Below are 26362 nucleotides of genomic sequence, written 5' to 3'. Positions count from 1 at the left end.
ATGGGGTCGCTGAGCTACCGGGAACGCCTGGCCATCGTCGTTTCCGGGACTTCGCTGCTGGTCGCGGGGCTCGAAGTGAACGGCGACGCCGCACTCCTGAAGGAGTTCCTCAACGCGATGAGGTTCTGACCGCGTTCATCGGCTCATCTCGTCGCGCGCGGCGTCGAGGAACGCGACCTTCGGCCGGCGGAGGTGGTCCCACAGCGTGCCCTCGGCGGGCTCCTGCCAGAGGACGTGCTCGAGGGCCTTCACGTAGGCGCGCGCCAGTTCGTGCAGGGACGACGCGAACAGCACGTGGATCATCCGTTCGCACACCCACAACTCGTCGGCCGCGTCCAGGGCCGACGACTTCCAGCCCGGCGTGCCGTCGCGGTCCTCGGCGGCACGTTCCGCGCGCTGGGCGACCCGGATGAACTCGCGCAGCAGGTCGAGCTGTTCGGAACGGCGGGCGGTGGCGCGCTCGGCGTTCTGGCGGCGCACGTCGTTGCGTTCGACGCGCCGCGCCACGCTGTTCTGCACCAGGGAGGACAGACCGCCGCCGAGCAGCACGCCGGTCAGCGAGAGGAGCGCGATCCACACCTGCGTCTGCATGGCGCGATTCATACCAAAACGTCAGGGCCCCGGTAGCCGAGATCGGCTACCGGGGCCCGCTGCTCGAAACCGCTACTCGGTGCGGAAGGACACGTCGCCGGAGTCGACGCTCCGCAGCGTGCCCAGCGACGACGCCTGGCCGCTGCAGTCGGGCGTGGAGTAGGCGAGGACGTTCGTCAGGTCGCTCCAGCCGACCAGGAGGTCAGCGCCGGCCGGCACCAGGTGGCACCCGGTGTCGGGCTGGGGGAAGTTCTTGATGAACTTGAACTCCTTGTGGGCGTAGAACGACAGCCCGGTCTCGGGGTCCGCGGGCGCGGCGGTCGCCGGGGTGGCCGCCACTCCGGCCAGTGCCACGGCCGACGCGAGGCCGATCACGGTGCGGGTCAACGCATTGCGCATCCTTCGCTCCTTCTGGGTAGATCGTTCTGCGCCCAGTTCCCAGCAGTACCCGAAGAATGTTGAAGGATCAACATGTGGAGAGGTCCCGACAGGGAGTTCTCAGCCAGGGCTCCAGCGCGGCGAGACGACCCGGGAACGCAAGAAGGGCCCCGGATCGCTCCGGGGCCCTTCAACAGCGGTGGCGGTGGGATTTGAACCCACGGAGGCTTTCACCTCACACGCTTTCGAGGCGTGCTCCTTCGGCCGCTCGGACACGCCACCGGTAAGAACAATACACAGCCCTCGCAGGTGGCTTAACGCTGGGTCCGGAAGAAGCGTTCGAGCAGGTCAGCGCACTCGGCTTCGAGCACCCCGCCCTGCACCTCCGGCCGGTGGTTGAGCCGGCGGTCGCGCACGACGTCCCAGAGCGAGGCCACGGCACCCGTTTTGGGCTCCCAGGCGCCGAAGACGAGACGGGAGACGCGGGCGAGCACCAACGCGCCGGCGCACATCGTGCAGGGTTCGAGGGTGACGGCGAGGGTGCAGCCGTCGAGTCGCCAGCCGTCGCCGAACTTCGACGCGGCCTCGCGCAACGCCAGGATCTCCGCGTGCGCGGTCGGGTCGCCCAGGGCTTCGCGTGCGTTGCAGGCCTCGGCCAGGACCGAGCCGTCTGGTGCGAAGACGACGGCGCCGATCGGGACGTCCGTCCCGGCGCGCGTGGCCGCTTTCAGGGCGGCGCGGACCATGTCCTCTGCGGTGATCACGCTTGGATCGTGTCGAGCAGCTTCGTGAACTCGTCGATGAAGCCGATGCGCTGGGCGACCATCTGGAGCTGCTCGTCGGGGTAGAGGTCGACCTCGTCGACGATGATCTGGAGTTCGTGCGAGGGCATGCCCAGGTCGGCCAGGACGCCGAGGTCGCCCTCCGGCCAGAGTTCGGTGTCCTCCTCGTCCGGTGGATCGACGCGGAGCAGGTCCAGGACGTCGGCGGCGATGTCGTAGTCGAGGGCCGCCGCCGCGTCGGACAGCAGCAGGGCGACGCCGCCTGGGACGGGGCGCAGGACGATGAAGAACTCGTCGTCGACGGCTAGAAGCCCGAACACGGCTCCGGTGGACCTCAGTTGGCGCAGCTGCGTGATCGCCGCGTCCAGCTCCGACAGCGCGGAGCTGTCCATCCTGCTGCACCGCCAGCGGCCGTCCTCCCGGACCACCGCGACCGCGAAGCCGTTGACCGGCTCCTGCTGTGTCATGTGCACACCGTAGGGCCCAGACGACCTTCCCGGTAGCCGAGGTGGTGGCACCATCGGGAGATGAGCACAACTACGCCGGACCCTCGACTCGCCGGACTGCTCGAAGGGGCGCGTTCGCTGCAGCCCCGCACGGTGGCGCTGCGCCGTCAGATCCACCGGCACCCTGAACAGGGACTTCAGCTCCCCAAGACGCAGGCCGCCATCCTGCACGCGCTGGAGGGGTTGCCTGTCAAGGTCACGAAGGGCGAGTCGACGACCTCGGTCGTGGCGGTGCTCGAGGGCGACCAGCCGGGCCCGACGGTGCTGCTGCGCGGCGACATGGACGGCCTGCCGCTCCAGGAGGAGACGGGCCTGTCGTTCGCGTCCGAAGTGGACGGCAACATGCACGCCTGCGGCCACGACACGCACGTGGCGATGCTGGCCGCCTCCGCCCGCCTGCTCGCGGACCGGCGTGACTCGTTGAAGGGTCGTGTGCTCTTCATGTTCCAGCCGGGCGAGGAAGGCCATCACGGCGCCCGGTACATGATCGAGGAGGGCCTGCTCGACGACGGCGTGGAGAAGGCGTTCGCGCTGCACATCACCTCGACCATGAAGTCGGGCGTGGTGACGTGCCGGCCGGGCCCGATGATGGCGTCCGCGGACACGTTCCACGTGCACGTGAAGGGGCGCGGCGGGCACGGCGCGATGCCGCACAACGCCCTGGACCCGGTGCCCGCGGCCGCCGCGATGGTCGGGGCGATCCAGACGATGCTCGGGCGGCGGGTGAGCGTTCACCAGCCCGCGGTGGTGACCGTCGCGCAGATCAACGCCGGCACGACCACGAACATCATTCCCGAGGTGGCGACGTTGGACGGGACGATTCGGACGTTGTCCGAGGAGACTCGCGCGCTCGTGCACAAGGAGCTCAAGCAGGCCGTCAAGCACACGGCCGCTGCCTATGGGTGCCATGCCGAGGTCAACATCGTTCCCGGGTATCCGGTGACGGTCAACGACGACGTTGTCGGGCAGCACGTGGTGGATCTGGCCGCCACCGCGATGGGGGCTTCGTGGAGTGAGCCCATGCAGGATCCGTTGATGGGCGCGGAGGACTTCTCCTACGTGTTGCAGCGGGTTCCCGGGGCGTTGGCGTTCCTCGGGGCCTGTCCTCGGGGGATCGATCTGGAGGAGGCCGCGCCGAACCACTCCAACCGGGTGCTGTTCGACGAGGCCGCCATGGAGCACGGAGTCGCCATGTATGCGGCGTTCGCGCTGGACGCCCTCCGCTAGTTACGTGGACGCGTCGCACGGAATGATGGGCGCTGTGCGAGACGTGTGCGTGATCGGACTGGGACTGATCGGCGGCTCCGTGCTGCGGGCCGCCAAGGCTGCCGGGCGCACGGTGTGGGGTGCGACGGCGAGCAAAGAGGACGCGGACAAGGCACGCGCTGAGGGCTTCGACATCACGTCGGTGGACGAGGCCCTCAGCCGGAACCCCGAGGCGCTCGTGGTCCTCGCCGTGCCGCTGCCCGCGCTGCCGGACCTGCTGCGCAAGGTTCCGCCGAAGACCCGCCTCACGGACGTGACCAGCGTGAAGGGGCCCGTGCACGACGCCGTGCACCGGTACGCGCCGACCGCGCGGTTCGTCGGTGGACATCCGATGGCCGGCACGAGCAGGAGCGGGTGGGACGCGGGCACGGCAAACCTCTTCCGGGACGCCGCCTGGGTCGTCACGCCCGAGGAGGCCGACGACCACCTCAACGACGTCATCCAGCTCGCCCTCGACCTCGGCGCGCACGTGGTGCCGACGACGCCGGAGGAGCACGACGAGGCGGTGGCGCGGATCAGTCACCTGCCGCACATCATGGCCGCGATCCTGGCCGCGGTCGGGGCTGATGGCGGACCGCTCGCCATGGCTCTCGCGGCCGGCAGCTTCGGGGACGGCACGAGGGTCGCCGGGAGCAGGCCCGAGCTCGTCAGGGCCATGTGCGAGGGGAACCGGGACGCGCTGCTGACGGCGGTCGACGATGCGCTCGGCAGGCTGGGGGCCGCGCGCGGGTCGCTCGCGTCCACCGGAGGGCTCGCCAAGACGATCGAGGCTGGTCACGAGGGGCGCAACGCGCTGGTCACCAAGCCTCAGCGCACCCGGATCACGATCGACCTGACCAAGCCGGGGGCACTGGCGGCGCTGCGGAATCTCGGGTCCCGCGGCGGACATGTGGTTGGGCTGAACGGCAGCACCGCTCAAGCGGAAACGTCGTAGGGTCTCCCGGTGGATCGACGGACGCTCGCCGGCGGACTCGGTGGTCTCGCCCTCGTCGTTGCCGCCGTCGTGGCGCTCCGCAGCGGTGACGCGCCGGACACCCTCAAGAAGGAAGTGGCCGACGGCGTCGAGGTCGTGGCGCTGCAGGAGCCGACGAGGCCGGCCAACCCGAGGGCTCAGGCGCTCGACGTGGACGCGCTGCAGATCGCGTGGAACGGCTCGGCTTCGGCTTACGAGGTGCGCTGGAACGGCAACGAGCTGCTCGTGCCCGGTCCCGAGGTCGAGCTGCCGGGGCTGAACCCCGACGTCGCGACCGAGGTCGAGATCCGGGCGGTCAGCGCCACCGGCAAGCGCAGTGAGCCGCTCAAGATCTCCGCGACGCCCAAGGACGTCTACAACGGCAAGTGGGACGACCAGCTCGTCGGCCAGCCGGACCGCTTCGACGGGCCGGAGGCGCTCGACCCGCGCAAGTGGCGGATCGAGGCCGAGCCGGACTGTCTCGGCCTCAGGCCGTTCGGGCCGAGCAAGCGCATCGACGTCGACTGCCCGATGGCGGCCCTCCAGTCGAACACGCCCATCCGGTTCGGGGTGCCGGCGAGCGACGGGGCGACCGGCCGGGCGATCATCAGCGTCGCGGGCGCGGTCGAGTCGAGCCACGTGCGGCTGACGTTGCTGCCCGACCCGTGGCAGTACCTGAAGGAGACCGACGCGCAGCCGAAGGGCTCGGTCAGCCTCGACATCACGACGCAGGGCACGCGGATCATCGCGGACCCCGAGCTCCCCCGCACCACCAAGCAGGTCGACCTCGGTGACGCGCCGATGACCGGACTCGTCGCGGGCGTGCGGCACCGCTGGGAGATGCGGGTGCTGCCGGACGCCGTGGTCGCGTTGCGCGACGGTGTCGTGGTCGCCTACGAGCCCGTCGTGATCGGCGAACGGCTGGTGCACCCGCGGATCCGCATCGACGGCGGCGGGTTCCTGGACGCGTTCGGCGTCGGGGGCGTGCCGGAACGCGTCGTGCCCACCGAGGTCATCCCGCTCGACCAGGAAGTACAGCTGCCGCAGGACGTCGTGGCGGCGAAGCTCGTCAAACCGGAGGCGGGCCAGGTCGAGGTCACCGACGTGCCGCTCAACTCCGGGAAGGTCGCCGCCCAGCAGGCCCAGCTCGTGGTCATCCGCAAGCCGGAGAGCCGCCCCGGCACGCTGCCCCGGCTCGCGGACCGGCCCGGTGGCATCAAGACAGGCGCTCCCCGGCTGCACGTCATGCACGAGGACGGCGCGAAGTCCCCGCAGTTGTTGCCCCGCAAGGGACGCATCCTCGTCACGGCCGAGGTCAACGCCATCGGGCACAAGGGCATCGAGCTCGAACTGGACGGCAGGCGGATCGTCTCGCTGCCCACGAACGAGCAGGGCTCCGCGGTCCCCGGCAGGCACGAGTTCTGGCTCGACACCAAGAAACTGGCCCCCGCGGCGAACGCTCAGCTCAAGCTCAGCGTCCTTCCGGCGGACGGTGGCGAACCCGTTATCGCGGAAACCGTGTTCGAGCTGGGGTGAACGCCCTAGCGTGACCGCTATGAAGCGGGTCGTCCTCGTTGTCGCGGGCCTCGCGCTGGTGGCGGGCGTGATCGTCCTGCGCGACACCGGCGGCACCGACCTGCCCACCGCTCCCCCGCCGCCGACGAAGCTCAAGGCGTACGCGGCCGAACAGATACTCGTCCCCGGCCCGCAGAGCCGTCCGTCGACGCCGACCAACGTCGTCGCGCGCGCCGGGCACCACAAGATCCAGCTCAACTGGCTCGGTGAGGCACCGGCGTACGAGGTGCGGTGGGGCGACAAGGTCAAGCTCGTCACGCGGCCGGGCACGCAGCTCAACGGCCTGGAGAACGAGCGCGAGCAGCAGATCGAGATCCGCGCGGTCGACTCGTTCGGTCAACGCTCGCAGCCGGCCCGGACCAAGGCCATCCCGCGTGCCGACAACGCCCCGTACACGTTCGTCGACCGCTTCGACGCCGCCGACGAGCCGGACCTGCAGCGGTGGAGGCTCTCCAAGCGCACCGACTGCGCCCGCGCCACCAGCGGCGACGGGAACGACCACGACCGGCTCGTGATCAGCAGCAGCTGCGGCACCCGCGCGGTGACGCTCCGGTCGCGCACACCGTTCGTCCGCGGCGACGACGAGAGCCGGCTCGTGATCGAGACAGACGCCCCGAGCACCGGCGGCAAGCTGCTGCTGGACCTCGTGCCTGGCCCGGTCAGCGTGCAGGGCGAGCCGGTGCCGCCGAACACCATCCGCGCCACGGTCTCCACCGACAACTCCGGCAACTCGATCGTCGAGCTCGTCCCGAACGGCACGGCGGTCAAGCCCGTCCCGGCCGCGCTGCCGGGCGTGACCGTGCGCTGGGAGGTCGTGCTGACGCTCGCCGGCGTCCAGGTCGTGCGCGACGGCGACGTGCTCGCCACCTCGCCGTTCGTGCCGCAGTGGCGTGAGGCGACGGCACTGGTCGGCGTCGCGGCGCTGGCGGGCGACCGGATCCGCGCCGGCGTCGACCTGATCGGCTACCGCACCGCCAAGGCCGACGCCCCGCTCGCCGGACCGACGCCGCAGGTGCGCGTGGACGGTCCGACCAGCACCAGCGCCCTCCCGATCGCGGACGTCACCGCAGGTCAGCTGCGCATCGCCATGATCCCGTCGCGCGAGAGCGAGCCCATGACCGCCGTGAAGGTCAACGGTGTCGAGGTGCCGCTCAGACCGGCGATCGAGGGCACGCCGTGGAAGCCCGGCGCGGAGTACCCGGCCGTCGCCGACCTGCCCAAAGAGGCCTTCACCGACAACCTGAACGTCCAGCTGGTCACGCAGGAACGCATCCAGGTCACCCACACCGACGTCGAGCTGACCGGGCCGAAGACCACCGCGCAGCGCCAGCCCGGCACGCCCCTGGTCGACGCCAAACCGGCGCTCGCCGACCCGATCCCCGAGATACTGGACGCGGGCGGCCAGCCCATCGAGAACGGCGCCGCCTTCGACCGCGGCCGCGTGGTCCTGGAGATCCGCGTCAGCGCACTGGACGCGGCCGTGGCTGGCCTCGCGGGGTTCGAGGTCAGGCTCGACGGCAACCACGTCGCCACCGTGCCGACGACCGCCGACGGACCCGCCGCGGCAGGCCGGTGGCGGATTTCACTGAACACGGCGACGATGACCGCCGGAGCGCACGCCGTCGAGGTGAAGGCCTTCAGCACCGATTCAGAGGTGCACCCCGAGACGGGTTACGTTCCCTTTTTGCTCAAGGCCTGAATGGCCCAAGATGGGACGCATGGCACGCGCACTGATCATCGACGCCGCCCGCACGCCGTTCGGCAAGTACCGGGGAGGTCTCTCCGGCATCCGGGTGGACGACCTCGCGGCGCTGCCCATCGTCGACCTGCTGCGCCGCTACCCGTCGCTCGACCTGGCCCGCATCGACGACGTGCTGCTGGGTGACGCGAACGGCGCCGGCGAGGACAACCGCAACGTCGCCCGCATGGCCGCGCTGCTGGCGGGCCTGCCGGTCTCCGTGCCGGGCGTGACGCTGAACCGGCTGTGCGCCTCCGGCGGCGAGTCGATCATCCAGGGCGCCCGTGCGCTGATCACCGGGGACGCCGACCTGATCGTGGCCGGCGGGGTCGAGGGGATGTCACGGGCGCCGTTCGTGACGGCCCGCCCGGACAAGGCGTTCCCCGACCGGCTGGAGACCGTGTCGACGGCGCTGGGCTGGCGGCTCGTGAACCCGCGCATGCCCAAGCACTACACCGTGCCGCTGGGACTGGCCGCCGAGACCGTGGCGCACGAGCTCGGGATCACCCGCGACCAGATGGACAACTTCGCGCTCCGCTCGCACCGTCGCGCCGCCGCGGCCTGGGACGCCGGTGTGCACGAGGGGTTCGCGTTCCCCGTGCAGCTGCCGGACGGCACGGCGGTCCGGCGCGACGAGAACGTCCGCGCCGACACGAGCATCGAGAAGCTCGCGAAGCTGAAGCCGGCGTTCTCCGAGAACGGGTCGGTGACGGCGGGCAACGCGTCGCCGTTGAACGACGGCGCCCTGGCCGCTCTGCTCGGCACGGAGGCGATCGCGTCCGAACTGGGCGTCGAGCCGCTCGGCGAGGTGCTCGGGTCGGCGACCACCGGCGAGGAGCCGCACCGGTTCACGATCGCGCCCGTGTCGGCGATCCGGAAGTTGTTGAAGCGCCTGCACATCGAGGCGACCGACGTCGATCTGTGGGAGATCAACGAGGCCTTCGCGGCGATGGCCCTGTCCGTCGTGCACCACCTTCCCGAGATCGACAGGGAGAAGGTCAACGTCCACGGCGGCGCCATCGCCTACGGCCACCCGCTCGGCGCCTCGATGCCGCGCGTGATCATCGACCTGTGCCGCCACCTGCGGCAGCGTGGTGGCGGCGTCGGCATCGCGGCCGCCTGTGTCGGCGTCGGCCAAGGTGTGGCCGTGGCGGTGCGGGTCTAGTCCTAGTCCTTCGAGTGCAGGATGTCGCGCGCCTGCTCGGCGGCGCGCACGATGCTCTCGCTGACGAAGTCGAGGAACCGCGCGATGTTCTCCAGCCGGACGGCGGCAGGGGTGCCGGAGCCGAGCACGCCGGACCCCTGTCGCGCGGCCTCGGCGAGCCTGGTGGTGCCGGCGGCGCTGGCGATCATCGACTGGTACCAGATGTCGCCTTCGTCGACGACGTAGTGGTCGCGGCGGCGTTCGTCGCGCACGCGCCCGATCAGGCCCTGGTCCTCCAGGTAGGACATGGCCTTCGAGACCGACGCAGGACTGACCTGCAGGTGCCCCACCAGTTCTGACGCGGTGAGGCTGCCGGAGTCGGTCGCGTAGAGGCTCGCGAGCGCCCTCGCCGGCATCTTCGACAGGCCCTGGCCCATGAAGATGCCGGAGAACAGCTCCTCGAACTCCCGCACCGCCTCCAGGTCACGGCCGTCCGCCCGCTCGACCACCTGCCGTCGCGGCGCGGACTGCTTGCGCCGCTGGGCACGGCGTTCCGTGGTGAGCTGGGCGATGTCGGCCTTGTAGCCGGCCGGACCTCCGTTGCGCATCACCTCGCGCGTGACCGTCGAGGTGGGCCGGTCGAGGTTCCTCGCGATCTCCGCGTAGGCGAGGCCGTCGGCCAGGCCCAGGGCGATCTGGCGGCGTTCCTGCTGGGTGAGTCGACCTCCTGGCATGCGCAGACCATAGCGTTCACCCACATCTCATTGCAACGCGCGTTGCATTAGATCTACAACCCGTTGCAACGATCTTATGGCTTTGAGCTGCTATTACTGGTTTCCATCGCAACGAACTCGTTGCTCGAATCTCGAAACGCAACGTAGCTTTTCGCCTATCAGAAACACCGAGCCACAGGAGCCTGAGATGCAGACCTTCACCACCCCCGCCCCCATCGCCGCCGTCCTCGACATCCCCGCCGGCCGCGTCCAGTTCATCGCCGCCGACCGCGCCGACACCGCCGTCGAGGTCCTGCCGGCCAACGCCTCGCAGAGCCGCGACGTGAAGGCCGCCGAGAAGATCCGAGTCGACTTCGCCGACGGCGTCCTGCGCATCACGGCCGAGGCGGGCAACAAGATCCTCGGCTCGTCCGGTTCCGTCGAGGTCACCGTCCAGCTGCCCGCGGGTTCCCGCGTCGAGGCGAAGGCGGCGAGCGCGGAGTTCCGCGGTGTCGGCAGGCTCGGCGACATCGCCTTCGAGGCGGCGCAGAGCGACATCAAGATCGACGAGGCCGCCAACGTCCGCCTCTCGACGCAGGCCGGTGACGTCACGGTCGGCCGCCTCAACGGTTCCGCCGACATCACCACCCAGAAGGGCAACATCACCGTCGCCTCCGGACTCTCGGCCGCACTGGACGCCGGCACTTCCCACGGTCGCGTCACCAACTCGCTGCGCAACGACGGCACGACCGACATCACCATCCGCGCCACCACGTCGTACGGCGACATCACCGCCCGCAGCCTCTGAACACCTTTCAACGCACTGGGGAGAAACCGTGATCACCGACGCCAACTACCAAGCAGCAGAACAACTCCTCCGCCGTCCCGCCGCTCCAGGCGAACTGGTCGTCGGCGACAAGGTCCGTCCACAGTGGATCGAGAACGGCAACCGGTTCTGGTACCAGCTCCGCGACGGGGCGGACCGCCAGTTCGTCGTGGTCGACCCCGCCGCCGGCACCCGCACCCCCGGCTTCGACCCGATGCCGTTCGTCGCGGCGCCGGGCAACCCGCTGGAGGTCACCTCCCCCGACGGCAAGGTCGCCGTCTCGCGTCGCGGCCACGACCTGTGGGCGCGGTCCGAAGACCGCGAGTGGGCGCTGACCTCGGACGGTGTCCCGGGCTATGGCTACGGTTACGGCCCGGACGCCATGAGCTACGGCACGCTGATGCGCAAGTTCGGCCTGCCGCACATGCCGCCCGCACTGGCCTGGTCCCCGGACTCGTCCAAGGTGCTCGCCCACCGCACCGACCAGCGCAACGTCCGCCAGACCCACCTCATCGAGTCACGCCCGGCCGACGGCGGCGCGCCCGTGACGCACACCCAGCACTACGCCTACCCCGGCGACGAGCACATGCCTCTCGCCGAGCTGGTCGTGTTCGACATCGCGGCAGGTAAGGCAATCCACGCCCAGTGCGAACCGCTGCTCATGCCGGAGTTCTCGCCGATCATGGCCGGTTGGGCGTGGTGGTCCGAGGACAGCACGGCCGTCTACTTCCTCTCGCGTCCCCGCGACCAGCACACCCTGACCCTGAACCGGATGGACGCTTCGACCGGTGAGGTCCGGGTCGTGATCAGCGAGACGGGCTCCACCCGTGTCGGCCCCAACCAGCTGATCTACGGCGCGCCCGTCGTCCGCGTGCTGGCCGACGAGGTGCTGTGGTTCTCGCAGCGCGACGGCTGGGGCCACCTCTACCGCTACGACCTGCACACAGGCGAACTGCTGGGGCAGGTCACCACGGGCCAGTGGCTGGTCCGCGAGATCCTGCACGTCTCCGACGGCGTCGTGTACTTCAGCGCGTCCGGGCTCGTGGCTGAGGACCCGTACCGGCGCACCGTGTGCCGCGTCGGCTTGAACGGCACCGGGTTCGCGATCGTCACGGACGACTCGCTCGACCACGTCGTCACGGTCTCGCCGGACGGCTCGTACTTCATCGACTCGGCGTCCACTGTGGACACGCCGCCGGTGACCGTCGTGCGTTCCTGGAGCGGCGAAGTGCTGGTCTCGTTGGAGCAGGCCGACATCAGCCGGTTGCTCGCCACGGGCTGGACCGCTCCGGAACGCTTCCGCGTCAAGGCGGCCGACGGCACCACCGACATCTACGGCGTGCTCTACAAGCCGCGCGACTTCGACCCGACCGCCAGTTATGCGGTGGTGGACAGCGTTTACCCCGGCCCGCAGGTCAACCGCGTCGAGCCGTGCTTCGACCCCGGCGGCATGGGCATGGACGCGGAACCGTTGGCAGCACTCGGTTTCGTGGTGGTCGCCCTGGACGGACGCGGTACGCCGGGCCGTTCGGCAGCGTTCCTCCAAGGCAGCCTCGCCGACGCGGGCGGGCTGGTCGACCACGTCGCGGCCCTGCACGAACTGGCCTCGACCCGGCCGTGGATGGACCTCTCCCGAGTCGGCGTGATGGGCCACTCCGGCGGCGGGTTCGCTGCGGGACGGGCGATGCTCACCTTCCCGGAGACCTATCGGGCCGGTGTCGCGCTGTCCGGCTCGCACGACGCCCGGTGCATCGGGCTGGGCTGGGCCGAGAACGTCGACGGCGCCGACAACCCTTCGGCGTGGGAGCGGGCCTCGAACGTCGAGATCGCGGACCGGTTGGAGGGCAAGCTGTTGCTCGTGCACGGCGAGTTGGACGACACCGTGCACCCGGACCACTCGCTGCGGCTGGCGGACGCGTTGATCGCCGCCGGCAAGGAGTTCGAGCTGGTGATCGTGCCTGGGGCCGAGCACCTGTTCCTCGACCGGATGACCTACGTGCGGGCGAAGGCCTGGGACTTCCTCGTGCGAGCGCTGATGGGGGTCGAGCCGCCCGCTTACCGGCCGGCGCCGATCGTCATCGACCCCGAGGTGCTGGGAGAGATGGTCTAGCGACCGGCCTTGACCTCAATGAGGAACGCCGACCACGCCTTGTCCGACACGGGCAGGTGCTTGGTCGGCGCCTTGCTGTCGCGGATGCCGACACCGTGACCGACCTCGACGCAGTCGTTCACCGGGCTGTAGCTGCTCTTCCGCCAGATCGACATGCCGAGGGCCTCCTCAAGCCAAGATGCTGGTGATCAGCCCCTTCGATTCTTCCGCACCGAGCGCTTGGAGGTCGAGCAACTTGATCAGGTCGGTGTACTTGGTGATGGATGCCTTGTCCTCGACGAAGAGGCTGGTGTTCTCGGTCTCGGTGAAGACCACCGGCTCGTACTTCGCGTAGCTGAGGTGCTGGAAGGAACCGGAGAGGCCGGCATGCGCCCCGAAGGCGATCGGCACGACTCGCACGGTGATGTAGGTCCGGTTGTTCATGGCGAGCAGGTGGAGGAGTTGCTCCTGCATCAACCCGGGATCGCCGACGGGCAGGCGGAGCGCCTGTTCGTGCATGTAGAAGACGAACTGCCTGCTGTGGTGGAAGATCGCTTGCCGCGCCGCTTTCGCGGCGAGGACGTCTGCGACGTTGATGGTCTTCGCTCTGGCGGAGCGCTCGATGAGAGCGGCGACGTAACCAGGGATCTGGAGAGGACCGGGGATCACGTTCATCGACCACATCGTGATCTCGTTGGCGAGGCGTTCCTGGTCCACGAGCGACCGCACCTGGTCCGGAATCCCGTCTTCGGGGAAGACGAGGTAGCCCTTCTCCCGCGACTCCCGGTAGAGGGCGAGCAGGTGACGAGCGTCGTCCGGCGGTGTCTGACAGAGGCCCAGGAGCATCGCCAGCTCGACCTCGCTGACCCCGCCCTTGCCGTTCACCAGGTCGGAGACCTTGGCCTGCTCGAAGTCGAGCAACTCGGCGATCCTGCACTGCGGCATACCGGTGGCCTCGATGACAGCACGGACGCCGTCACCGAAGGAGCGGCCGACCACGCTCGAAAATCGTTTCGGCATGGTCGGAAGCTAGAACCCCGGAACCCCGCTCCTCCATCGCTTGGACCCGACTCGCCACGAAGGAAGTACTTCTTGGAGCGGTTCTAAATCCGCTTCGAGATCAGCGGGTACTCGAGCACCAGGCCGTTGGGATCGACCTTGACGTTCTGCTCGAACCCACCGCTCTTGAACCGCACCACCGAGACGTCGTCCCCCACGGACACCGTCTTGTAGGTCTGGGTCACGGCCTTCACCGACAGGTCCGGCAGCGACACCCGCACGACGGGCAGCGCGTGCTCGCCCGGCTCGCGGTGTAGACCGAGGCGCCGGATCGGGATGGCGTTGAACAGCACGGCGAACTGCACGTCGACGTCCAAAGCGTCGTTGAACGTCTCGCGCTTGCTGCCCTGGCCGTGGTCCACCAGCCAGGCACCGTCCTCGGTGCGGGACAGGGAGCACTGGCGTTCCTCCAGCACGGTGGCCGTGCGCAGGAGAAGCCTGTTGACCTGGCCGCTCTCGCCCACGGACACCTCGAAGGAGGCGTTGAACTGCTCGTCGGGGCCGGCGGCGACGAGACGGCCGGACGCGCGGAGGCGCTGGTCGCTCGACAGGAGCAGGCGGACCTGCTCGAGGCGCGGCTCGTGGATGCCCTGCCAGGTGATCATCTCTGGCCTGCGGGCAGAAGGAGAGCGGGTCTCTCCGGTGGAGGTGACCCGCCCCGCGTCAGTGGCGTTGAAGGAGTTCACTCATCCACCTGGAAGGATGTCCTTGATCTTCGTGGCAACCGAGTCGACCTGCTCTTCGTGACCGAACTTGCCTGCGACGAAGTCCGCCGCGGCGTCGATGCCCTGGTCGACCTTCTCGTGGTTCTGCTCGGCCAGGTCCAGGGCCTTGTTCTTGATCTCGTCGAAGTTCATGTGATGCTCCTTCGTCCCTGACGCAGGGTACCCGAGTGGGCCCCGCGTGGTGATAGCCAGCGATCACGCTAACTGCGCCTGGACAAGTCGGCTCGGTGACAACGAAGATGTCGGCTACCGCCGCCTGGTCGGCCGCCGTCGCGGTCAGAACCAGGAGGAAGTTGCATGACACGGCTCCTGCGTGGAGTTATGTCCGCAGTACTGCTGTTGCCGCTCGTCGCGGTCCCCTCGGCCAACGCCACGGCCGATGTTCAGGGGAAAGCGAAGTTCACGGTGACGACCACGGCCTCGAGCGTCGCGGCCCGCAGTGACCGGCGTCCGGTCGCCGGTGGGGTCTACGACAAGAAGGCCGGCAAGACGTTCATCTCGTGGGCGGGTCAGTACGAGGACAGCTACGTCCAGTCGTACGACCACCGCAAGTCCACCTGGTCGACGCCCAACCGGATCGCGGACGGTGCTTCGGACGCGCACAACTACCCGACCATGGTCCAGGCCGGGGACGGGCATCTGCTGATCTTCCGCGGCATGCACAACATCGAGCTGCGCATGTCCCGTTCGCCCCAGCCGAACTCGGCCGACGGCGTCTGGGAAGAGACCCTGATCTCGAAGAACGCGGCGACCTACCCGATGCCGTTCGTCACGCGCGACGGCACGATCTACGTCTTCTACCGCGAGACGACCCGCGACCTCGACGGCACCACGCCCACGGACACGCGTCCGATGCTCTACGTGGTGTCCAAGGACAACGGCAAGACGTGGAAGACCTCCACGGACCTGACCGGTGACCGGTTCGCGATCGGCTCGACGTCCCGCGCGGACAACATGAACGAGATCTACATCGGCCAGCTCCGCCAGGAGGACAACGGCCGCGTGCGGATCGTCTACACGCTCGCGGGCGGTGGTCCCGAGGGCAACAAGCACGACCGCTACCACCGCAACATCTACTACACGTGGTTCGACCCGCAGAACCGGCACTTCTACTCGGCGTCCGGCAAGGACCTGGGCACCCAGATCGACGACGCCGACCAGGAGAAGCACCTGAAGGTCGCGGAGACCCCGCTGACCCTGCCGAACAACGTGAAGTCGCCCGACTACATCCAGCAGGTGGGCACGACGCTGGGGCAGCCGTTCCTGCTGTGGTTCTCCGGTGACGAGGCCGGTGGCCCGCTGCACAACTACCTGTCCACTTGGAACGGCCGCGCTTGGGAGACCAAGGAGGTCGCACGGGGACTGCGCACCCGTGAGGTCGAGAAGGTCGACCTGTTCACCTGGCGGGTCTACGCGACCGAGGACGGCAAGCCGAACGTGAACACGTACCTGGTGCGGCTGGGTCGTTTCTGGTCGCCGGAGACCGTCATCCCGACGGCCAAGCCGGTGCAGCGCGTCGAGATCGTGGAGAACTTCCGCGACCCGGCCCGCGCGATCTTCTCCGGTGCTTCGTCCAACCGGGACGTCGCGATCGCCGACGGCGACATCTCCGTGGCGGGCTTCACCCGCCGGTAGGTCGTGCTGAGGACAGGCAAACGCCCCCTGCTCCGGCGCGGAACCAGGGGGCGTTCGTCTGGGGGGCTAGCGGCCTAGATCAGGCGCCGGCCTTCTTGCGACGGACCACGAACAGCGCACCGACACCGGCGCCGACGAGGACCAGACCGCCGAGCAGCGGCCACAGGATCGACGCACCGGTCGACGCGAGGTCCTCGCCGCCACCCGGAGCCGGGTTGGCCGGGGTGGTGGAGGTGGTCGGAGTGGTGGTCTCCGGCGTCGTGGTGGTGGTCGTGGTGGTGGCGGTCGTCGTGGTCGTGGTGGGCGGCACGACGCCGGCCTTCCAGGACGCCTTGGCGTCCTTCTCGACCTTGGCCTTCTGCGGCTGCGCGACGACGAGCGACTGCGCGACGTCCGTGTTGTCGCCCTTGCTGGCGATGAACAGGCGCCCCACGGCGATGTCGGCCTGGGCCGACAGCTTGAAGGTGGCCTCGCCGTCGGCGGTGCCCTCAGGAACGTTCACGTAGAACTCGGTGACGTTCTCCAGGCCCTTGATCGAGAGACCGTCGGCCTTCTGCTTGACCTCGAGCGGAGTGCCGTTCTTGTCGACGATCGTGACGCCGGTGGGCAGGTTGCCGGTCAGCTTGACCTCGACAGCCGTGGTCTTGACCGTGAACGGGCCGAGCTTCTGGCCGGGCTTGCCCTCGACGGACGCGGGGTCGATCGACAGAGTCGGCTTGACCTCCTCCTCCGGAGTGGCCTCGCCGATGAACTTCTTGTAGAGCTCGACGACCTGCGGGTCGTTCTTCTTGTTGTCGACGTCGAGGCCGAAGTTGTCGGAGAAGTGCCAGAGCGCGGCCTGCGTGGCGGCGATGACGTCCTTCTTGTCGAGGTCCTTGATCTTGAACGTGTCGCCGACGTCCTTGACCGGCTTGTTCGGGTAGGAGCGGTTCAGGATCCAGAGGATCTTGCCCGCGTTCTCCTTGAACTTGGTGCCGGAGCCGGGGTGGTCCTTCCAGGGAACTTCCCGGAGGACGTCACCGTCCTGAAGCGGGGTCGGCAGCTCGACGCAGTAGGCGAGGACGTTGGAGCGGTCCTTGTCGTCCTCGATGCGGAGCTTGATGACCGAGGTGCCCTCCTTCTTGAACTTCGGCTCCGCGTCGGCCGACTTGAGCCACACGTCGTGGCCCTGCTCCTGGCCGCCCCGGTCCGGGGTGATCTTGACTTCGGCTTGGGCCGGAAGGGCCGAGAGGGTGAGGGCGACGGTCGCGCCGAGCAGCGCGGCGCCGATCCTGAACCGGGAAGCCATGGGTCTCCTCTTGCTCACTGAAGTTAGGCCCGAACGCGGCGGGAAGTCAGTCATCCGTCGGACGGTCGGCACGTCGTCATCGACACTGAACCGACAGGAAGCGAGCGGGACGTTATCCGATGGGGTGACACACGTATGGGTGAGGTAAGGAGACCATCACCCACCCACAGTGAGCTGCGGAAACATACTCCCGAAGTCCACAGTGGATAGGGTTGCGATGCATTCGTTCCGTCAGGTGACGTTAAATTCGTTGCTGAACAGTTATCTGATGAGTGCATCCCGCTACGGATGATCACCGTTGGCGGTTCAACGACCTACGCCACCATTTCGGTAACTTCTGCAGGTCGAATGTCCCCTGGACGCAGGGAAGTGCCCCGCAGGCACATCTCCTTGGGTTCCGGGCGGTCACCGGTGAGAATCCACTTGGTGAGACCGGCCAACTGGTAGGCGATCAACGGCGGAACGGCGTCGCCCACGTGCCGGTACGCGTTCCCGAGAATCGACACGTCGAAGCGGAACTGGCGCGGGAACCCTTGCAGCAGCGCCATCTCGCGGACCGTGCACAGGCGGTGCTGGACGGGGTGGGCATAACGCCCGTTCCCGACGTGGCCGCATTCCCGTTTGATCGTTCGGGCCGGTTCGTCCCACCACAACCGGCCGTACACATCGGGGTGCGAACCCCAGTTCTGCTGTTCGACGATCTTGCGTTGTGCAGGATTCAACAACTGGGCGGTCTCCGGTGAGCGGAGCAGATCAGCCCACGATCCGCCGTTCGCGGGAATCGCACGCATTCGTTCGAGACTGCGGTCCTGGGAAAAGGTCGGCGAGACGTGAATGGGGTCTTCCAGGTCCGCCACGCCGGCCTCGACGACCGGCAGCTTGCCGATCGCCCGCCGGACCGTGACGGCGGACGGGCGGATGACCCTGCCCGCCCACAGGTCGTCCAGCGTGAGCAGGGGCAGGCCGCCGTCGACCGCCACCATGAGCGTCCGCTCGCGCAGTTGCGGCAGGCCGAACCGCGACAGCATGTGCGTGCCGCCCCAGACCGAGTAGCCGATCCGGGTGAGCTCCTCGGCGAGGCTGTCGAAGTGGTGGCGCTGCTTGCCTTTGACGAGCTCGCGGGCGTTCTCCATCAGCACGACCTTCGGGCGCAGCTCCTGCGCGTACACCGCGATGCGGCCCACGAGGGAGTTGCGCGGGTCGTCGCGCAGGTGGTTCTGCGAGGTGATGCGGCTGAAGCCCGAACACGGCGGGCACGCGAGCAGCACGTCCAGTTCGCCGCGCTTGAGGCCCCAGACCTCACGCAACGCCGCGGGCGAGACCCTCCCGAGGTCGACCTCCAGCGGGTCGACGCCGATGTTCACGCGGTAGGTGTCGTTGCAGCGCAACGAACCCAACTTGGAACTGGGCTTGCCGATCTGCGCGTCGGCGGCACCCACGACCCGGAAGTCGCGGTGGGCGTGGAAGCCGAAGCTCATGCCGCCCGCACCCGAGAAGATGTCGGCCACCGAGAAGGACACGGCGAGATCGTACGGGCGAGGCGCCGAGGTCCTTTCCCTGACATCCCGTACCTTTCCCGCCTATGGAGCTGCCGCGCGCCTGGCAACGGCCTGACCCGCTGCGCGGGCTCGACAGGATTTCCTGGAGCGAGGTCTACGACGGCCGGGGTGGCGCCGGTCGCGTGCCCCGCCTGCTGCGCTCCCTGATGGACCCCAGCGAGGAAGAACGGCAGAACGCGCTCTCACAGCTCGCGGAACGGTTGCTGACCGAGGACACGGTGTCCGAGGCCTCGTTCTGCACGGTGCCGTTCCTGGTGGAGCTGGGAGCCTCGTACAAGGTCGCCGGCGACGTGCGGGACCGGGTGATCTTCCTGCTGGCCGCCATGGCGTTGGCGGGCAAGGGGTTCACCGAGGACGGTCGCCGCACGCACCGCAGGTGGAACGCCCTCGGCCGTGAGCTGCCGCGCACCGCCCCCGACTGGCTGACGCAGACCCGGCACGCCGTCGCCCAGGGTGCGCCGAAGATCTTCGAGGCGCTCGCGTCCGAACGGGTCGCGTGCCTGGTCGCGCTGGCCTGCGCGGTGCCGGAGAAGCTGCCCTCGTTCGTGCACGGCCTGATCTTCGACATGACCGAGCTGCCGGGCGAGGAGATGCTCGCGGACGCCGCCGAGATCGCCGTGGCGCTGCTGAAGGACTCGCCCGAGCTGCTGGGCGTGGACCTGCCGAAGGTGCTCGGCGAAGGGCTGGTGCGTCCTGCGCACCAGCCCCGTGAGGTCGCCGCTGCCCTGATGGGCTACCGGTTCGCCCTCATCTCCGCGTACGGCGACGAGGGCGCCTGGTAACGCCTGTCAGGCGGTGACGGCCTCTTCGAACGACTCCTCGACCGGCTGGCCGTCCTCGACCGCGATGGCGGGTTCCAGGGCGCCTAGCCCCGTGCCCCACTCCTGGTCCGCGAGCGCGAACGCCGCGACCGTCAGTGCCGCCACGGGGGCGCCCACCGGCATGTTCTCGCGGTGCAGGTCGAGGTCGAGACGGCCGCCGATCGGCGACGGGCTCAGCCGCAGCGTCGCGTGCGCGGCCTCCTCGGGGTGCGCGAGCCGGCAGGCCCAGCCGGTGAAGATCACGCGGCGCTCGTCGACCTCGGTCGGCTGCACGGCGCGGACGTTGGCGCCCACGGCACCGGCGCGGTGGTTGTCCGCGGCCTGCAGCACGAGCTCCTCGAACTCCATGGAGGAGACGTCCAGGTCCCAGCCCGCCACGAGGGCGACCTGGACCAGCGCGAGCGGCAGCGTCGGGACGGCGTCCTCGAAGCACACCATCGCGCCGCCGTAGCGGGTGTTGATCTCGGTCGGCAGGAAGCCGTCCTCGGTCGCGATGCCGTCCAGCGTGAACGTGCCGCGGTAGCCGACGGTCTCGCGCAGGTGCTCGCCGACGCGGCGGGCCAGGTTGCGCATCTCGTCGCGGATCCACACGGGCGGGTCGTAGAACGACGCGCAGCCCGCGTAGAGGAACTTGGCCTGGCCCTGGCGGCGCGGCACGACCATCTCGATCGGGCGCAGCACGGCGGTGCCGTCCGGGAAGACGATGCCGTGCACGCTGACCGGGATGCCTTCCAGGAACGGCATCACGCGGACCTGGTCGCACTTGGGTGCGAGCACGTCGAAGGCTTCCTTGGCCTCCTCGTACGACCGCACGCGGCGCACGAAGTTCGCGCCGCCGTTGATCGCGGGGCCGTCGCCGGACCAGACGACGCCGGCGCCGCGGTCCAGGATCTCCGAGGCGCCCCAGAGACGTTCGAAGTCGAGGTCGAACACCATCGCGGGCGCGCGCCGGGCGGACAGCTCGTCCCAGAGCGCGTCGATGGTGGTCTTGTTCTCCAGCTCGACCCAGTCGTGCTGCCGGGCGTTGAGCACCGGACGCCCCTGGAACGAGCTGATCTCGTTGTAGGGCGTGCTGATCACGACGGCTTCACCGCGGGGGTCGAAGTCGCTCAGGATCGCCTTCACCTCGGCGCCCGGCTTCGTCAGCAGCTTGCCCAGACGGCGCTGCTCGACGGCGACCAGGCTGCCCTTGATGCCCAGCGACACCCAACGGGCGATCTCCGAATCATGCAGCGGGGCATGATCGTCGGTATCGAGCACGAGCGTATGGCGAGCGCCGAGCGTATGCAGCTCATGCGCGCGCTTAGCCAGACGCGTGCCACCGGCCAGAACTACCAGCCGGTCACCGAACAACCTGCCGAGGCGCTCGTTGAGCGCTGAGAGGACATGATTCATCGCCGAAAACTCGCTTAAGAGAAGCGGAGGACGTGACCGGCGATCGCCGGGTGACGCGTAGCGTAGAGCCACCCGGTATGTGTGTCGAAGCACGGTCCGGCAACGGCCGGATGAATCTTGCGGCGGGCCCGTCGGCGCGGGCCCGGCAAGGTGTGGATCAGCTGATGATCTCGCTGCCTACAGCGAGCGTGCCGCGTCCCGAAGGACCTGGTCAACGCGGTTGAGGAAGCTGCGCTTCGGGTTGATCGACGGCAACGGCGCCGTGAGCTCTGCGGGCTGGGGTGCGGGTGCGGCTCCCACGATCTCAGCCACGTTGCGCAGGAACTCCTGCCGCTTGAACTCGTGCACGGCGTGATCGTGCAGGAGTCCGGCGATGCTCGTGTGCACAGCGCGATGGGGGTAACTCACTCGTGTGTTATCGGCGCAGTCTCCGTCGACCTTTAGGGTCAACTTGTGCGAGTTCTAGTGACCGGTGCCACTGGGTATGTCGGCAGGGCTGTGGTGCGTGAGCTGCTGGTTCATGGTCATGAACCGGTTTCGTCGCGTCAGCGGCTCTCAGAGCCGTTCGAGTTGACCGATGTGGACGCCGTCATCCACCTGGCCGCCGTCGCCCGTGTCCGCGAGTCGTTCCAGGATCCGATCTCGTACTACGAGACGAACGTGGGCGGGACGCTCAATCTGCTCAAAGCCCTGAAGGGCCAACGATTCCTGCTCGCCTCGACTGGCACGGTGTACCGGCCGGCCGAGGCCGTGCTGACCGAGGACTCGGTTCGGGAACCCTCCTCCCCCTACGCCGCCTCCAAGGCCGCCGCGGAGGACCTCGTGGCGTGGGCAGCGCAGTCCGGACAGGTCGGGGCGACCACTCTCCGTTTGTTCAACGTCGCTGGAGGTGGTGACACGGACACCACTCGGGTGATCACCCGGGCTGTCGCGTGCGCCGCCGGAACCGTGCCCGGGATGGAGGTCTACGGCGACGGTGGGGCCGTGCGGGACTTCGTGCACGTGCGCGACGTCGCCGCCGCCTTCGTCGTGGCTCTGGAGGCCTGCACGGTCGGCGAGTCGGCGGTCTACAACGTCGGCGCGACCGCGGCCTCGGTGCGGGACGTGCTGGACGCCGTCGCCGAGGTGACCGGACGGGCCGTGGACGTCACCTGGAAGCCCGCCCACGCCGGGGAGATCCGTTCACTGCGGGCCGACTCGTCGCGGCTGCGAGCGCTGGGCTGGGAGCCCCGTTCGTCGGCGCTGACGGAGATCGTCAGGGACCAGTGGCTCGCTTCGGCACCGGCACCCGGTCCAGGTCCTTCGCGATGACGATCTCCCCGTCGAACTCCGCCGCGGCCTCCGCGAGGAACTCGGCGGGGTCCTCGTAGCGCTGGGAGAAGTGCGTGAGGACCAGCTTGCGGACCCGGCAGTCCCGCGCGACGCGGGCGGCCTGCTGGGCGGTGAGGTGGCCGTGGTCGCCGGCGAGCTTGGTGTCGCGGGCGAGGTAGGTCGACTCGATCACGAGCATGTCGGCGTTGTCCGCGAGCTCGAAGACGTTGTCGCAGAGCCTGGTGTCCATGACGAACGCGAACCGCTGGCCCTTGCGCGGTTCGCTGACGTCCGCGAGCTTGACCCCGTCCAGCTCACCCTGGGCCTGGAGAGCGCGGACCTGCGGGCCCGCGATGCCGTGCTCCTTCAGCTTCTCGGGGAGCATGCGGTGGCCGTCCGGTTCGACCAGGCGGTAGCCGACGCTGTCGATGCCGTGGTCGAGGCGGTAGGCCTCCAGCGTGCCGAACTTGCCGTTGGCGATCTCGCCGTCGTCGACGACCGGGACCTCCTTGATGTCCGCGGCGTCGTAGAAGGCGCTGGCGTAGCGGAGGCGTTCGAAGAAGTGGGCGCCGGACTGCGGGTAGTGCGCGTGGACGGTGTGCGGGACCCGGTCCAGGGACAGCCGCTGGACGATGCCGGGGACGCCGAGGCAGTGGTCGCCGTGGAAGTGCGTGATGCAGATCCGGGTGATGTCGCTCGCAGCGGCGCCCGATCGCAGCAGCTGCCGCTGGCTGCCGTCACCGGGGTCGAACAGGAAGCCCTCGCCGTCCCACCTGAGCAGATAGCCGTTGTGGTTGCGCTGGCGGGTGGGAACCTGGCTGGCCGTTCCCAGGACGATCAGTTCCCGGACTGTCACCCCCTGACGTTAACGTCTGCCCCATGCGGAGCGTGGAAGTGGCGGCGTCGTGGCCTGTCGAGAACGTGGCGGTGGCCGTGGTGGCCCCTGACGGCGTGGCCGGCTCGCTGGGCGATCAACAGCGCGTGTTCCCGCTGGCGTCCGTCACGAAGCTGCTGACGTCGTACGCCGTGCTGGTGGCCGTCGAGGAAGGTGCGGTCGAGTGGGACCAGCCGGCCGGGCCCGAGGGTTCGACCGTGCGGCATTTGATCGCGCACACCGCGGGATACGCGTTCGACAAACCGGAAGTGCAGGCCGCTCCCGGTACTCGCCGGATCTACTCGAACGCCGGGTTCGACGTGCTGGCCACTTTTGTCGGCGAGGCGTGCGAAATGCCGTTCGCGACTTATCTGCACGAGGCCGTTTTCGCGCCGCTGGGGATGAAGTCCTCCGCGCTGGTCGGCTCCGCCGGGGCCGGTGCCGAGTCCTGTGCCGCTGACCTGGCGTTGTTCGCCGCCGAGCTGCTGTCGCCACAGCTGGTGTCCCCCGGTCTGGTGGCCGAGGCGACCTCGGTTGTTTTTCCCGGGTTGAACGGCGTGCTTCCCGGTTATGGCATGCAGAAACCGAACGACTGGGGGCTCGGTTTCGAGATCCGCGACTCGAAATCGCCGCACTGGACCGGGAATTCCTTCTCGCCGCGCACTTTCGGCCACTTCGGCCAGTCCGGCACGTTCCTGTGGGTCGACCCGGAGATCTCGTCCGCCTGCGTCGCGTTGACGGACCTGCGTTTCGGGCCGTGGGCCGTCGAGGCGTGGACGCCGTTCTCCGACGGCGTCCGCGCGGAGCTGGTCAGTCGGCGAGCCTGAGCGCGAGCTGCCGGAGGATCTCCTGCACGTCGGCGTCCTCGTAGTCGTTCTCGTACGCCTGCGCGACGCCGTGGAAGGCGTAGAGCAGCCCCGCGGTGAACCAGCCGAACTGCGACAGCACCTGGTCCATCGCCTGCTTGAGTGCCTGCGCGCCCGCCTCGTTCAGCTCGCCGTCGACCTTGACCTCGTAGCTGAACACGCCCTCCTGCAACGACTTGAGGGCCATCCGCAGGTAGTCGTTGGACCCGGCGCCGTCGTAGGTGAGCGTCAGGACGCCGAGCGCCCGCTGCATGATCTCCCGCTGCTCCACGCCGCCACTCTGCCTGGAGATCAGGCGCGCGTCACCTTCCGACACCCCATCGGACCCAGGCGGGGTCCTCGGGCTCGATCCGCTGCTCGAAGGCCTCGGCGATCGAGTCGACGTCCCAGGTCTCCCGTTCGAGGACGGGCTGCATCGGCGAGGTCTGCCCCATGAGGTGCAGCCGCCCGTTGGCGAACCGGATCAGCTGTCCGGTGACCTTCGCCGCCTGGTCGCTCAGCAGGTACGTGACCAGCGGCGCGATCGTCTCCGGCGCTCCGCTGGGCTTGGCCCTGGTGTCGGCAGCGGCCATCCGCGTCCAGGCGACCGGGCACACGGCGTTGACTCGGATGCCGCGGTCGTGCAGCTCCGCCGCCGCCCCGGCCGTGATGCTCGCGACCGCCCCCTTGGAGGCGCTGTAGGTGAGCGCCGTCGGCTGCCCGACCATCGCGACCGAGCCGAGGTTGACGATCGAGCCCCCGCGCATGCTCCTGACCGCCGCGTTCGTGCAGTAGAGCGTGCCGAGGACGTTGATCTCGATGAGCTCGCGCATGTGCTTCGGGTCGTCCTGGCCGAGCTCAGCCTGGTAGCGGACGCCGGCGTTGTTGACGAGCCCGTCGATCCGGCCGAACGCCGCCGTGCAGGTGTCGACCATGGCCTCGGCCTGGTCGGGGTCCTGCACCGGCCCCGCGCTCACGACGGCCTTGCCGCCCATGAGCGTGATGAGGTCGGCCACCTGCCTGGCGAGCGGCTCGTCGACGTCGTTGATCACGACCGCGGCGCCCTCCGCGGCGGCCTGGGTGGCGAACGCCCGTCCCAGACCCTGCCCGGCGCCGGTGATGACCACGGCCTTGCCCGCGAGAATCGCCATCCTTCGATGATGGCCACGTTGGTCGTGCGGGCCCGTGCGAGTTGTCGGTCACGTCTGCGAGTGGCCGCTGTCCGCGCCGAACGGCGTACGTGGAGCGACGACCGGAGTTGCCACCCCGGTCGTCGTCACGGCCGTCCGCGGTGCCGTCAGCCCGGCTTGCGCGCGACCCACCGCGCGACCGAGAAGACACCGGCGGCACGAGCGGCGTCGAGCACCCGCTTGCCGTCGTGGATCACGGTGTTCTGCTCGCCCTCGTACTCGCCCCAGCCCTGACCGTCGTCCGGCGGCGTGCTGCCCCAGCACTCGACGTCCGGGTAGAGGTCCTCGGAGACCTCGATGACGAACCCCGCGGCCGACATCATCTCGCGGTACTCGTCCAGCGTGCCGAGGCTCGGGATGGAGATGACCTCCTCCACCGGCCCGATGAACGGCGCGATCTGCTCCTCGGTCCGGTACTCGCCGAACGGCCGGCGGATCCAGTCGACACCGATCAGGCAGGCGCCGGGCTTGAGCACCCGGAACGCGGCCGTGAAGAAGGCGGCCTTCTCCGGCAGGTGACACACCGACTCGTAGAAGCTGACCACGTCCAGCGACCCGTCCGGCCACGCGATCAACGACTTGTAGTCCTCGTCGCCCACCGTCAGGAACGCGGCCCGCTCGCTCATCCCCTGCTCGGCCGCGTACTTGCGGGCCTGCGCGGAGAGCCACTCGTTGTTGGAGATGCCGACGACGTTCGCACCGGAGATCGAGGCCGTGTACACCGCCGTGCCGCCGACGCCGCTACCGAAGTCCAGTCCCGTACCGCCGGGCCGCAGCCCGGCCGCGTCGACCTGCTTGCGCGCCAACGCCTTCGCCGCGTCCTCCGGCGAGAGTCCCGCCCGCTCGGCCTCCAGGTCACCGTGGTGCCAGAACTGCCCCATGAGCGCGTGGTAGGCGGGTCCTGCGTGGTTGTAGTACTCGCGGACCTGCTGCTCGACAGTGGTGTTCACCCAACCCGGCCTTTCGTGTTGTGCTCGTCCGGCCAAAGATTCGCCGGTGCGGGTAGGCCCGCACCGGCGAATCCCAACGTAGTGTCCGCTCATCCGGGTTGTCCACGATCCCGGTCGGCGCCTGGAGCGAGCCAGGGCACGTGCGTCACA

At 69.1% G+C, this 26362-nt stretch carries 30 protein-coding genes and 1 tRNA gene; 13 read left to right on the top strand and 18 right to left on the bottom strand.

Going from position 1 to position 26362, the window contains the following annotated elements:
* Positions 1-129: a hypothetical protein gene (locus ACSHWB_RS15065; protein WP_439662646.1), complete on the top strand. Its 129-nt coding sequence runs from the start codon at positions 1-3 to the stop codon at positions 127-129.
* Between the two features lie 6 nt (positions 130-135).
* Here the strand turns inward: ACSHWB_RS15065 and ACSHWB_RS15060 are convergent, their stop codons facing one another.
* From ACSHWB_RS15060 to ACSHWB_RS15040, 5 genes are all read right to left on the bottom strand, one after another.
* Positions 136-591 carry a hypothetical protein gene (locus ACSHWB_RS15060; RefSeq protein WP_439662645.1) on the bottom strand — a complete coding sequence of 152 codons (456 nt, stop codon included), beginning with the start codon at positions 589-591 and terminating at the stop codon, positions 136-138.
* 72 nt (positions 592-663) lie between these two features.
* On the bottom strand, positions 664-990 hold the full coding sequence (locus ACSHWB_RS15055) for a hypothetical protein (protein WP_439662644.1): 327 nt from the start codon (positions 988-990) through the stop codon (positions 664-666).
* 176 nt (positions 991-1166) lie between these two features.
* Positions 1167-1251, bottom strand: a tRNA-Ser gene (locus ACSHWB_RS15050).
* 32 nt (positions 1252-1283) lie between these two features.
* Complete coding sequence (locus tag ACSHWB_RS15045) at positions 1284-1715, bottom strand: nucleoside deaminase (RefSeq protein ID WP_439664602.1); 432 nt, start codon at positions 1713-1715, stop codon at positions 1284-1286.
* Between the two features lie 14 nt (positions 1716-1729).
* Complete coding sequence (locus ACSHWB_RS15040) at positions 1730-2218, bottom strand: tRNA adenosine deaminase-associated protein (RefSeq protein WP_439662643.1); 489 nt, start codon at positions 2216-2218, stop codon at positions 1730-1732.
* A 60-nt stretch (positions 2219-2278) separates the two neighbouring features.
* Between ACSHWB_RS15040 and ACSHWB_RS15035 the strand changes: the two genes are divergently transcribed.
* The 5 genes from ACSHWB_RS15035 to ACSHWB_RS15015 are packed head-to-tail and all read left to right on the top strand — an operon-like array spanning position 2279 to position 8953.
* Positions 2279-3484: a M20 metallopeptidase family protein gene (locus ACSHWB_RS15035; protein ID WP_439662642.1), complete on the top strand. Its 1206-nt coding sequence runs from the start codon at positions 2279-2281 to the stop codon at positions 3482-3484.
* A 25-nt stretch (positions 3485-3509) separates the two neighbouring features.
* Entirely contained in the window at positions 3510-4457 is a 948-nt protein-coding gene (locus ACSHWB_RS15030; RefSeq protein WP_439664601.1) for a prephenate dehydrogenase, read from the top strand.
* 9 nt (positions 4458-4466) lie between these two features.
* Positions 4467-6011 (top strand): hypothetical protein, encoded by a 1545-nt coding sequence (locus ACSHWB_RS15025; protein ID WP_439662641.1) that lies wholly within the window; start codon positions 4467-4469, stop codon positions 6009-6011.
* A 19-nt stretch (positions 6012-6030) separates the two neighbouring features.
* On the top strand, positions 6031-7749 hold the full coding sequence (locus ACSHWB_RS15020; protein ID WP_439662640.1) for a hypothetical protein: 1719 nt from the start codon (positions 6031-6033) through the stop codon (positions 7747-7749).
* Positions 7750-7768: 19 nt separating this feature from the next.
* A complete protein-coding gene (locus tag ACSHWB_RS15015) occupies positions 7769-8953 on the top strand; it encodes a thiolase family protein (protein ID WP_439662639.1) in 1185 nt (394 codons plus the stop codon).
* A 2-nt stretch (positions 8954-8955) separates the two neighbouring features.
* Here the strand turns inward: ACSHWB_RS15015 and ACSHWB_RS15010 are convergent, their stop codons facing one another.
* Positions 8956-9666 carry a helix-turn-helix domain-containing protein gene (locus ACSHWB_RS15010; protein WP_439662638.1) on the bottom strand — a complete coding sequence of 237 codons (711 nt, stop codon included), beginning with the start codon at positions 9664-9666 and terminating at the stop codon, positions 8956-8958.
* 187 nt (positions 9667-9853) lie between these two features.
* Between ACSHWB_RS15010 and ACSHWB_RS15005 the strand changes: the two genes are divergently transcribed.
* Both ACSHWB_RS15005 and ACSHWB_RS15000 read left to right on the top strand, forming a co-directional pair.
* Positions 9854-10453, top strand: coding sequence for a hypothetical protein (locus ACSHWB_RS15005; RefSeq protein WP_439662637.1), 600 nt, complete (start codon positions 9854-9856; stop codon positions 10451-10453).
* 28 nt (positions 10454-10481) lie between these two features.
* Positions 10482-12581 carry a DPP IV N-terminal domain-containing protein gene (locus ACSHWB_RS15000; protein ID WP_439662636.1) on the top strand — a complete coding sequence of 700 codons (2100 nt, stop codon included), beginning with the start codon at positions 10482-10484 and terminating at the stop codon, positions 12579-12581.
* Here ACSHWB_RS15000 and ACSHWB_RS14995 read toward each other — a convergent pair.
* From ACSHWB_RS14995 to ACSHWB_RS14980, 4 genes are all read right to left on the bottom strand, one after another.
* Positions 12578-12736, bottom strand: a complete 159-nt coding sequence (locus ACSHWB_RS14995; protein WP_439662635.1) for a DUF397 domain-containing protein — start codon at positions 12734-12736, stop codon at positions 12578-12580. The genes ACSHWB_RS15000 and ACSHWB_RS14995 overlap by 4 nt on opposite strands.
* Positions 12737-12749: 13 nt before the next feature.
* Positions 12750-13580 carry a Scr1 family TA system antitoxin-like transcriptional regulator gene (locus ACSHWB_RS14990; protein ID WP_439662634.1) on the bottom strand — a complete coding sequence of 277 codons (831 nt, stop codon included), beginning with the start codon at positions 13578-13580 and terminating at the stop codon, positions 12750-12752.
* An 83-nt stretch (positions 13581-13663) separates the two neighbouring features.
* Positions 13664-14305: a putative glycolipid-binding domain-containing protein gene (locus ACSHWB_RS14985; RefSeq protein WP_439662633.1), complete on the bottom strand. Its 642-nt coding sequence runs from the start codon at positions 14303-14305 to the stop codon at positions 13664-13666.
* Positions 14306-14476 carry an antitoxin gene (locus tag ACSHWB_RS14980; protein WP_439662632.1) on the bottom strand — a complete coding sequence of 57 codons (171 nt, stop codon included), beginning with the start codon at positions 14474-14476 and terminating at the stop codon, positions 14306-14308.
* 189 nt (positions 14477-14665) lie between these two features.
* Between ACSHWB_RS14980 and ACSHWB_RS14975 the strand changes: the two genes are divergently transcribed.
* Positions 14666-15979, top strand: a complete 1314-nt coding sequence (locus ACSHWB_RS14975) for a BNR-4 repeat-containing protein (protein ID WP_439662631.1) — start codon at positions 14666-14668, stop codon at positions 15977-15979.
* A 79-nt stretch (positions 15980-16058) separates the two neighbouring features.
* On the opposite strand, the gene ACSHWB_RS14970 is transcribed toward ACSHWB_RS14975, so the two are convergent.
* Positions 16059-17267, bottom strand: coding sequence for a thioester domain-containing protein (locus ACSHWB_RS14970; RefSeq protein ID WP_439662630.1), 1209 nt, complete (start codon positions 17265-17267; stop codon positions 16059-16061).
* Between the two features lie 314 nt (positions 17268-17581).
* Positions 17582-18787, bottom strand: a complete 1206-nt coding sequence (locus ACSHWB_RS14965) for a DNA cytosine methyltransferase (protein ID WP_439662629.1) — start codon at positions 18785-18787, stop codon at positions 17582-17584.
* Positions 18788-18849: 62 nt separating this feature from the next.
* Between ACSHWB_RS14965 and ACSHWB_RS14960 the strand changes: the two genes are divergently transcribed.
* Positions 18850-19608, top strand: a complete 759-nt coding sequence (locus ACSHWB_RS14960) for a hypothetical protein (protein ID WP_439662628.1) — start codon at positions 18850-18852, stop codon at positions 19606-19608.
* Positions 19609-19614: 6 nt separating this feature from the next.
* Here the strand turns inward: ACSHWB_RS14960 and ACSHWB_RS14955 are convergent, their stop codons facing one another.
* Positions 19615-20853, bottom strand: coding sequence for a hypothetical protein (locus ACSHWB_RS14955; protein ID WP_439662627.1), 1239 nt, complete (start codon positions 20851-20853; stop codon positions 19615-19617).
* A 33-nt stretch (positions 20854-20886) separates the two neighbouring features.
* On the opposite strand from ACSHWB_RS14955, the gene ACSHWB_RS14950 reads away from it, so the two are divergent.
* Positions 20887-21027, top strand: coding sequence for a hypothetical protein (locus ACSHWB_RS14950; protein ID WP_360047934.1), 141 nt, complete (start codon positions 20887-20889; stop codon positions 21025-21027).
* A gap of 192 nt (positions 21028-21219) precedes the next feature.
* Here ACSHWB_RS14950 and ACSHWB_RS14945 read toward each other — a convergent pair whose 3' ends face one another.
* The gene (locus ACSHWB_RS14945) at positions 21220-21429 is read right to left on the bottom strand and encodes a hypothetical protein (RefSeq protein ID WP_382442340.1); all 210 of its coding nucleotides are present in this window, start codon (positions 21427-21429) and stop codon (positions 21220-21222) included.
* Positions 21430-21495: 66 nt separating this feature from the next.
* On the opposite strand from ACSHWB_RS14945, the gene ACSHWB_RS14940 reads away from it, so the two are divergent.
* Positions 21496-22353 carry an NAD-dependent epimerase/dehydratase family protein gene (locus tag ACSHWB_RS14940; protein ID WP_439662626.1) on the top strand — a complete coding sequence of 286 codons (858 nt, stop codon included), beginning with the start codon at positions 21496-21498 and terminating at the stop codon, positions 22351-22353.
* Here the strand turns inward: ACSHWB_RS14940 and ACSHWB_RS14935 are convergent.
* Entirely contained in the window at positions 22298-23209 is a 912-nt protein-coding gene (locus tag ACSHWB_RS14935) for a ribonuclease Z (RefSeq protein ID WP_439662625.1), read from the bottom strand. The genes ACSHWB_RS14940 and ACSHWB_RS14935 overlap by 56 nt on opposite strands.
* Before the next feature lie 23 nt (positions 23210-23232).
* Here ACSHWB_RS14935 and ACSHWB_RS14930 point away from each other — a divergent pair, with 23 nt between their 5' ends.
* Positions 23233-24054 (top strand): serine hydrolase domain-containing protein, encoded by an 822-nt coding sequence (locus tag ACSHWB_RS14930; RefSeq protein ID WP_439662624.1) that lies wholly within the window; start codon positions 23233-23235, stop codon positions 24052-24054.
* Here ACSHWB_RS14930 and ACSHWB_RS14925 read toward each other — a convergent pair.
* The 3 genes from ACSHWB_RS14925 to ACSHWB_RS14915 all read right to left on the bottom strand — a co-directional run bounded on the left by ACSHWB_RS14925 (position 24038) and on the right by ACSHWB_RS14915 (position 26212).
* Positions 24038-24364: a hypothetical protein gene (locus ACSHWB_RS14925; RefSeq protein WP_439662623.1), complete on the bottom strand. Its 327-nt coding sequence runs from the start codon at positions 24362-24364 to the stop codon at positions 24038-24040. The genes ACSHWB_RS14930 and ACSHWB_RS14925 overlap by 17 nt on opposite strands.
* Before the next feature lie 31 nt (positions 24365-24395).
* Complete coding sequence (locus ACSHWB_RS14920) at positions 24396-25223, bottom strand: SDR family NAD(P)-dependent oxidoreductase (RefSeq protein WP_439662622.1); 828 nt, start codon at positions 25221-25223, stop codon at positions 24396-24398.
* 146 nt (positions 25224-25369) lie between these two features.
* Positions 25370-26212 (bottom strand): SAM-dependent methyltransferase, encoded by an 843-nt coding sequence (locus tag ACSHWB_RS14915; protein WP_439662621.1) that lies wholly within the window; start codon positions 26210-26212, stop codon positions 25370-25372.
* Positions 26213-26362: the final 150 nt, after the last annotated feature.

Source organism: Lentzea sp. HUAS TT2, from assembly GCF_051853195.1.
Classification (GTDB): domain Bacteria; phylum Actinomycetota; class Actinomycetes; order Mycobacteriales; family Pseudonocardiaceae; genus Lentzea.
Note: the sequence above shows the minus strand (reverse complement) of the source record. Positions and strands in the feature narration are given on the sequence as shown.

Bases quoted from the DNA above. Each gene is read 5' to 3' on its own strand.
- ACSHWB_RS15055 (WP_439662644.1), bottom strand. From the start codon at position 990: ATGCGCAATGCGTTGACCCGCACCGTGATCGGCCTCGCGTCGGCCGTG.
- ACSHWB_RS14930 (WP_439662624.1), top strand. From the start codon at position 23,233: ATGCGGAGCGTGGAAGTGGCGGCGTCGTGGCCTGTCGAGAACGTGGCG.
- ACSHWB_RS15005 (WP_439662637.1), top strand. From the start codon at position 9,854: ATGCAGACCTTCACCACCCCCGCCCCCATCGCCGCCGTCCTCGACATC.
- ACSHWB_RS14990 (WP_439662634.1), bottom strand. From the start codon at position 13,580: ATGCCGAAACGATTTTCGAGCGTGGTCGGCCGCTCCTTCGGTGACGGC.
- ACSHWB_RS15065 (WP_439662646.1), top strand. From the start codon at position 1: ATGGGGTCGCTGAGCTACCGGGAACGCCTGGCCATCGTCGTTTCCGGG.
- ACSHWB_RS14970 (WP_439662630.1), bottom strand. From the start codon at position 17,267: ATGGCTTCCCGGTTCAGGATCGGCGCCGCGCTGCTCGGCGCGACCGTC.
- ACSHWB_RS14995 (WP_439662635.1), bottom strand. From the start codon at position 12,736: ATGTCGATCTGGCGGAAGAGCAGCTACAGCCCGGTGAACGACTGCGTC.
- ACSHWB_RS15045 (WP_439664602.1), bottom strand. From the start codon at position 1,715: ATGGTCCGCGCCGCCCTGAAAGCGGCCACGCGCGCCGGGACGGACGTC.
- ACSHWB_RS14980 (WP_439662632.1), bottom strand. From the start codon at position 14,476: ATGAACTTCGACGAGATCAAGAACAAGGCCCTGGACCTGGCCGAGCAG.
- ACSHWB_RS14960 (WP_439662628.1), top strand. From the start codon at position 18,850: ATGGAGCTGCCGCGCGCCTGGCAACGGCCTGACCCGCTGCGCGGGCTC.
- ACSHWB_RS15035 (WP_439662642.1), top strand. From the start codon at position 2,279: ATGAGCACAACTACGCCGGACCCTCGACTCGCCGGACTGCTCGAAGGG.
- ACSHWB_RS15060 (WP_439662645.1), bottom strand. From the start codon at position 591: ATGCAGACGCAGGTGTGGATCGCGCTCCTCTCGCTGACCGGCGTGCTG.
- ACSHWB_RS14975 (WP_439662631.1), top strand. From the start codon at position 14,666: ATGTCCGCAGTACTGCTGTTGCCGCTCGTCGCGGTCCCCTCGGCCAAC.
- ACSHWB_RS14950 (WP_360047934.1), top strand. From the start codon at position 20,887: ATGATCGTCGGTATCGAGCACGAGCGTATGGCGAGCGCCGAGCGTATG.
- ACSHWB_RS15010 (WP_439662638.1), bottom strand. From the start codon at position 9,666: ATGCCAGGAGGTCGACTCACCCAGCAGGAACGCCGCCAGATCGCCCTG.
- ACSHWB_RS15030 (WP_439664601.1), top strand. From the start codon at position 3,510: ATGGGCGCTGTGCGAGACGTGTGCGTGATCGGACTGGGACTGATCGGC.
- ACSHWB_RS15040 (WP_439662643.1), bottom strand. From the start codon at position 2,218: ATGACACAGCAGGAGCCGGTCAACGGCTTCGCGGTCGCGGTGGTCCGG.
- ACSHWB_RS15015 (WP_439662639.1), top strand. From the start codon at position 7,769: ATGGCACGCGCACTGATCATCGACGCCGCCCGCACGCCGTTCGGCAAG.
- ACSHWB_RS14920 (WP_439662622.1), bottom strand. From the start codon at position 25,223: ATGGCGATTCTCGCGGGCAAGGCCGTGGTCATCACCGGCGCCGGGCAG.
- ACSHWB_RS15020 (WP_439662640.1), top strand. From the start codon at position 6,031: ATGAAGCGGGTCGTCCTCGTTGTCGCGGGCCTCGCGCTGGTGGCGGGC.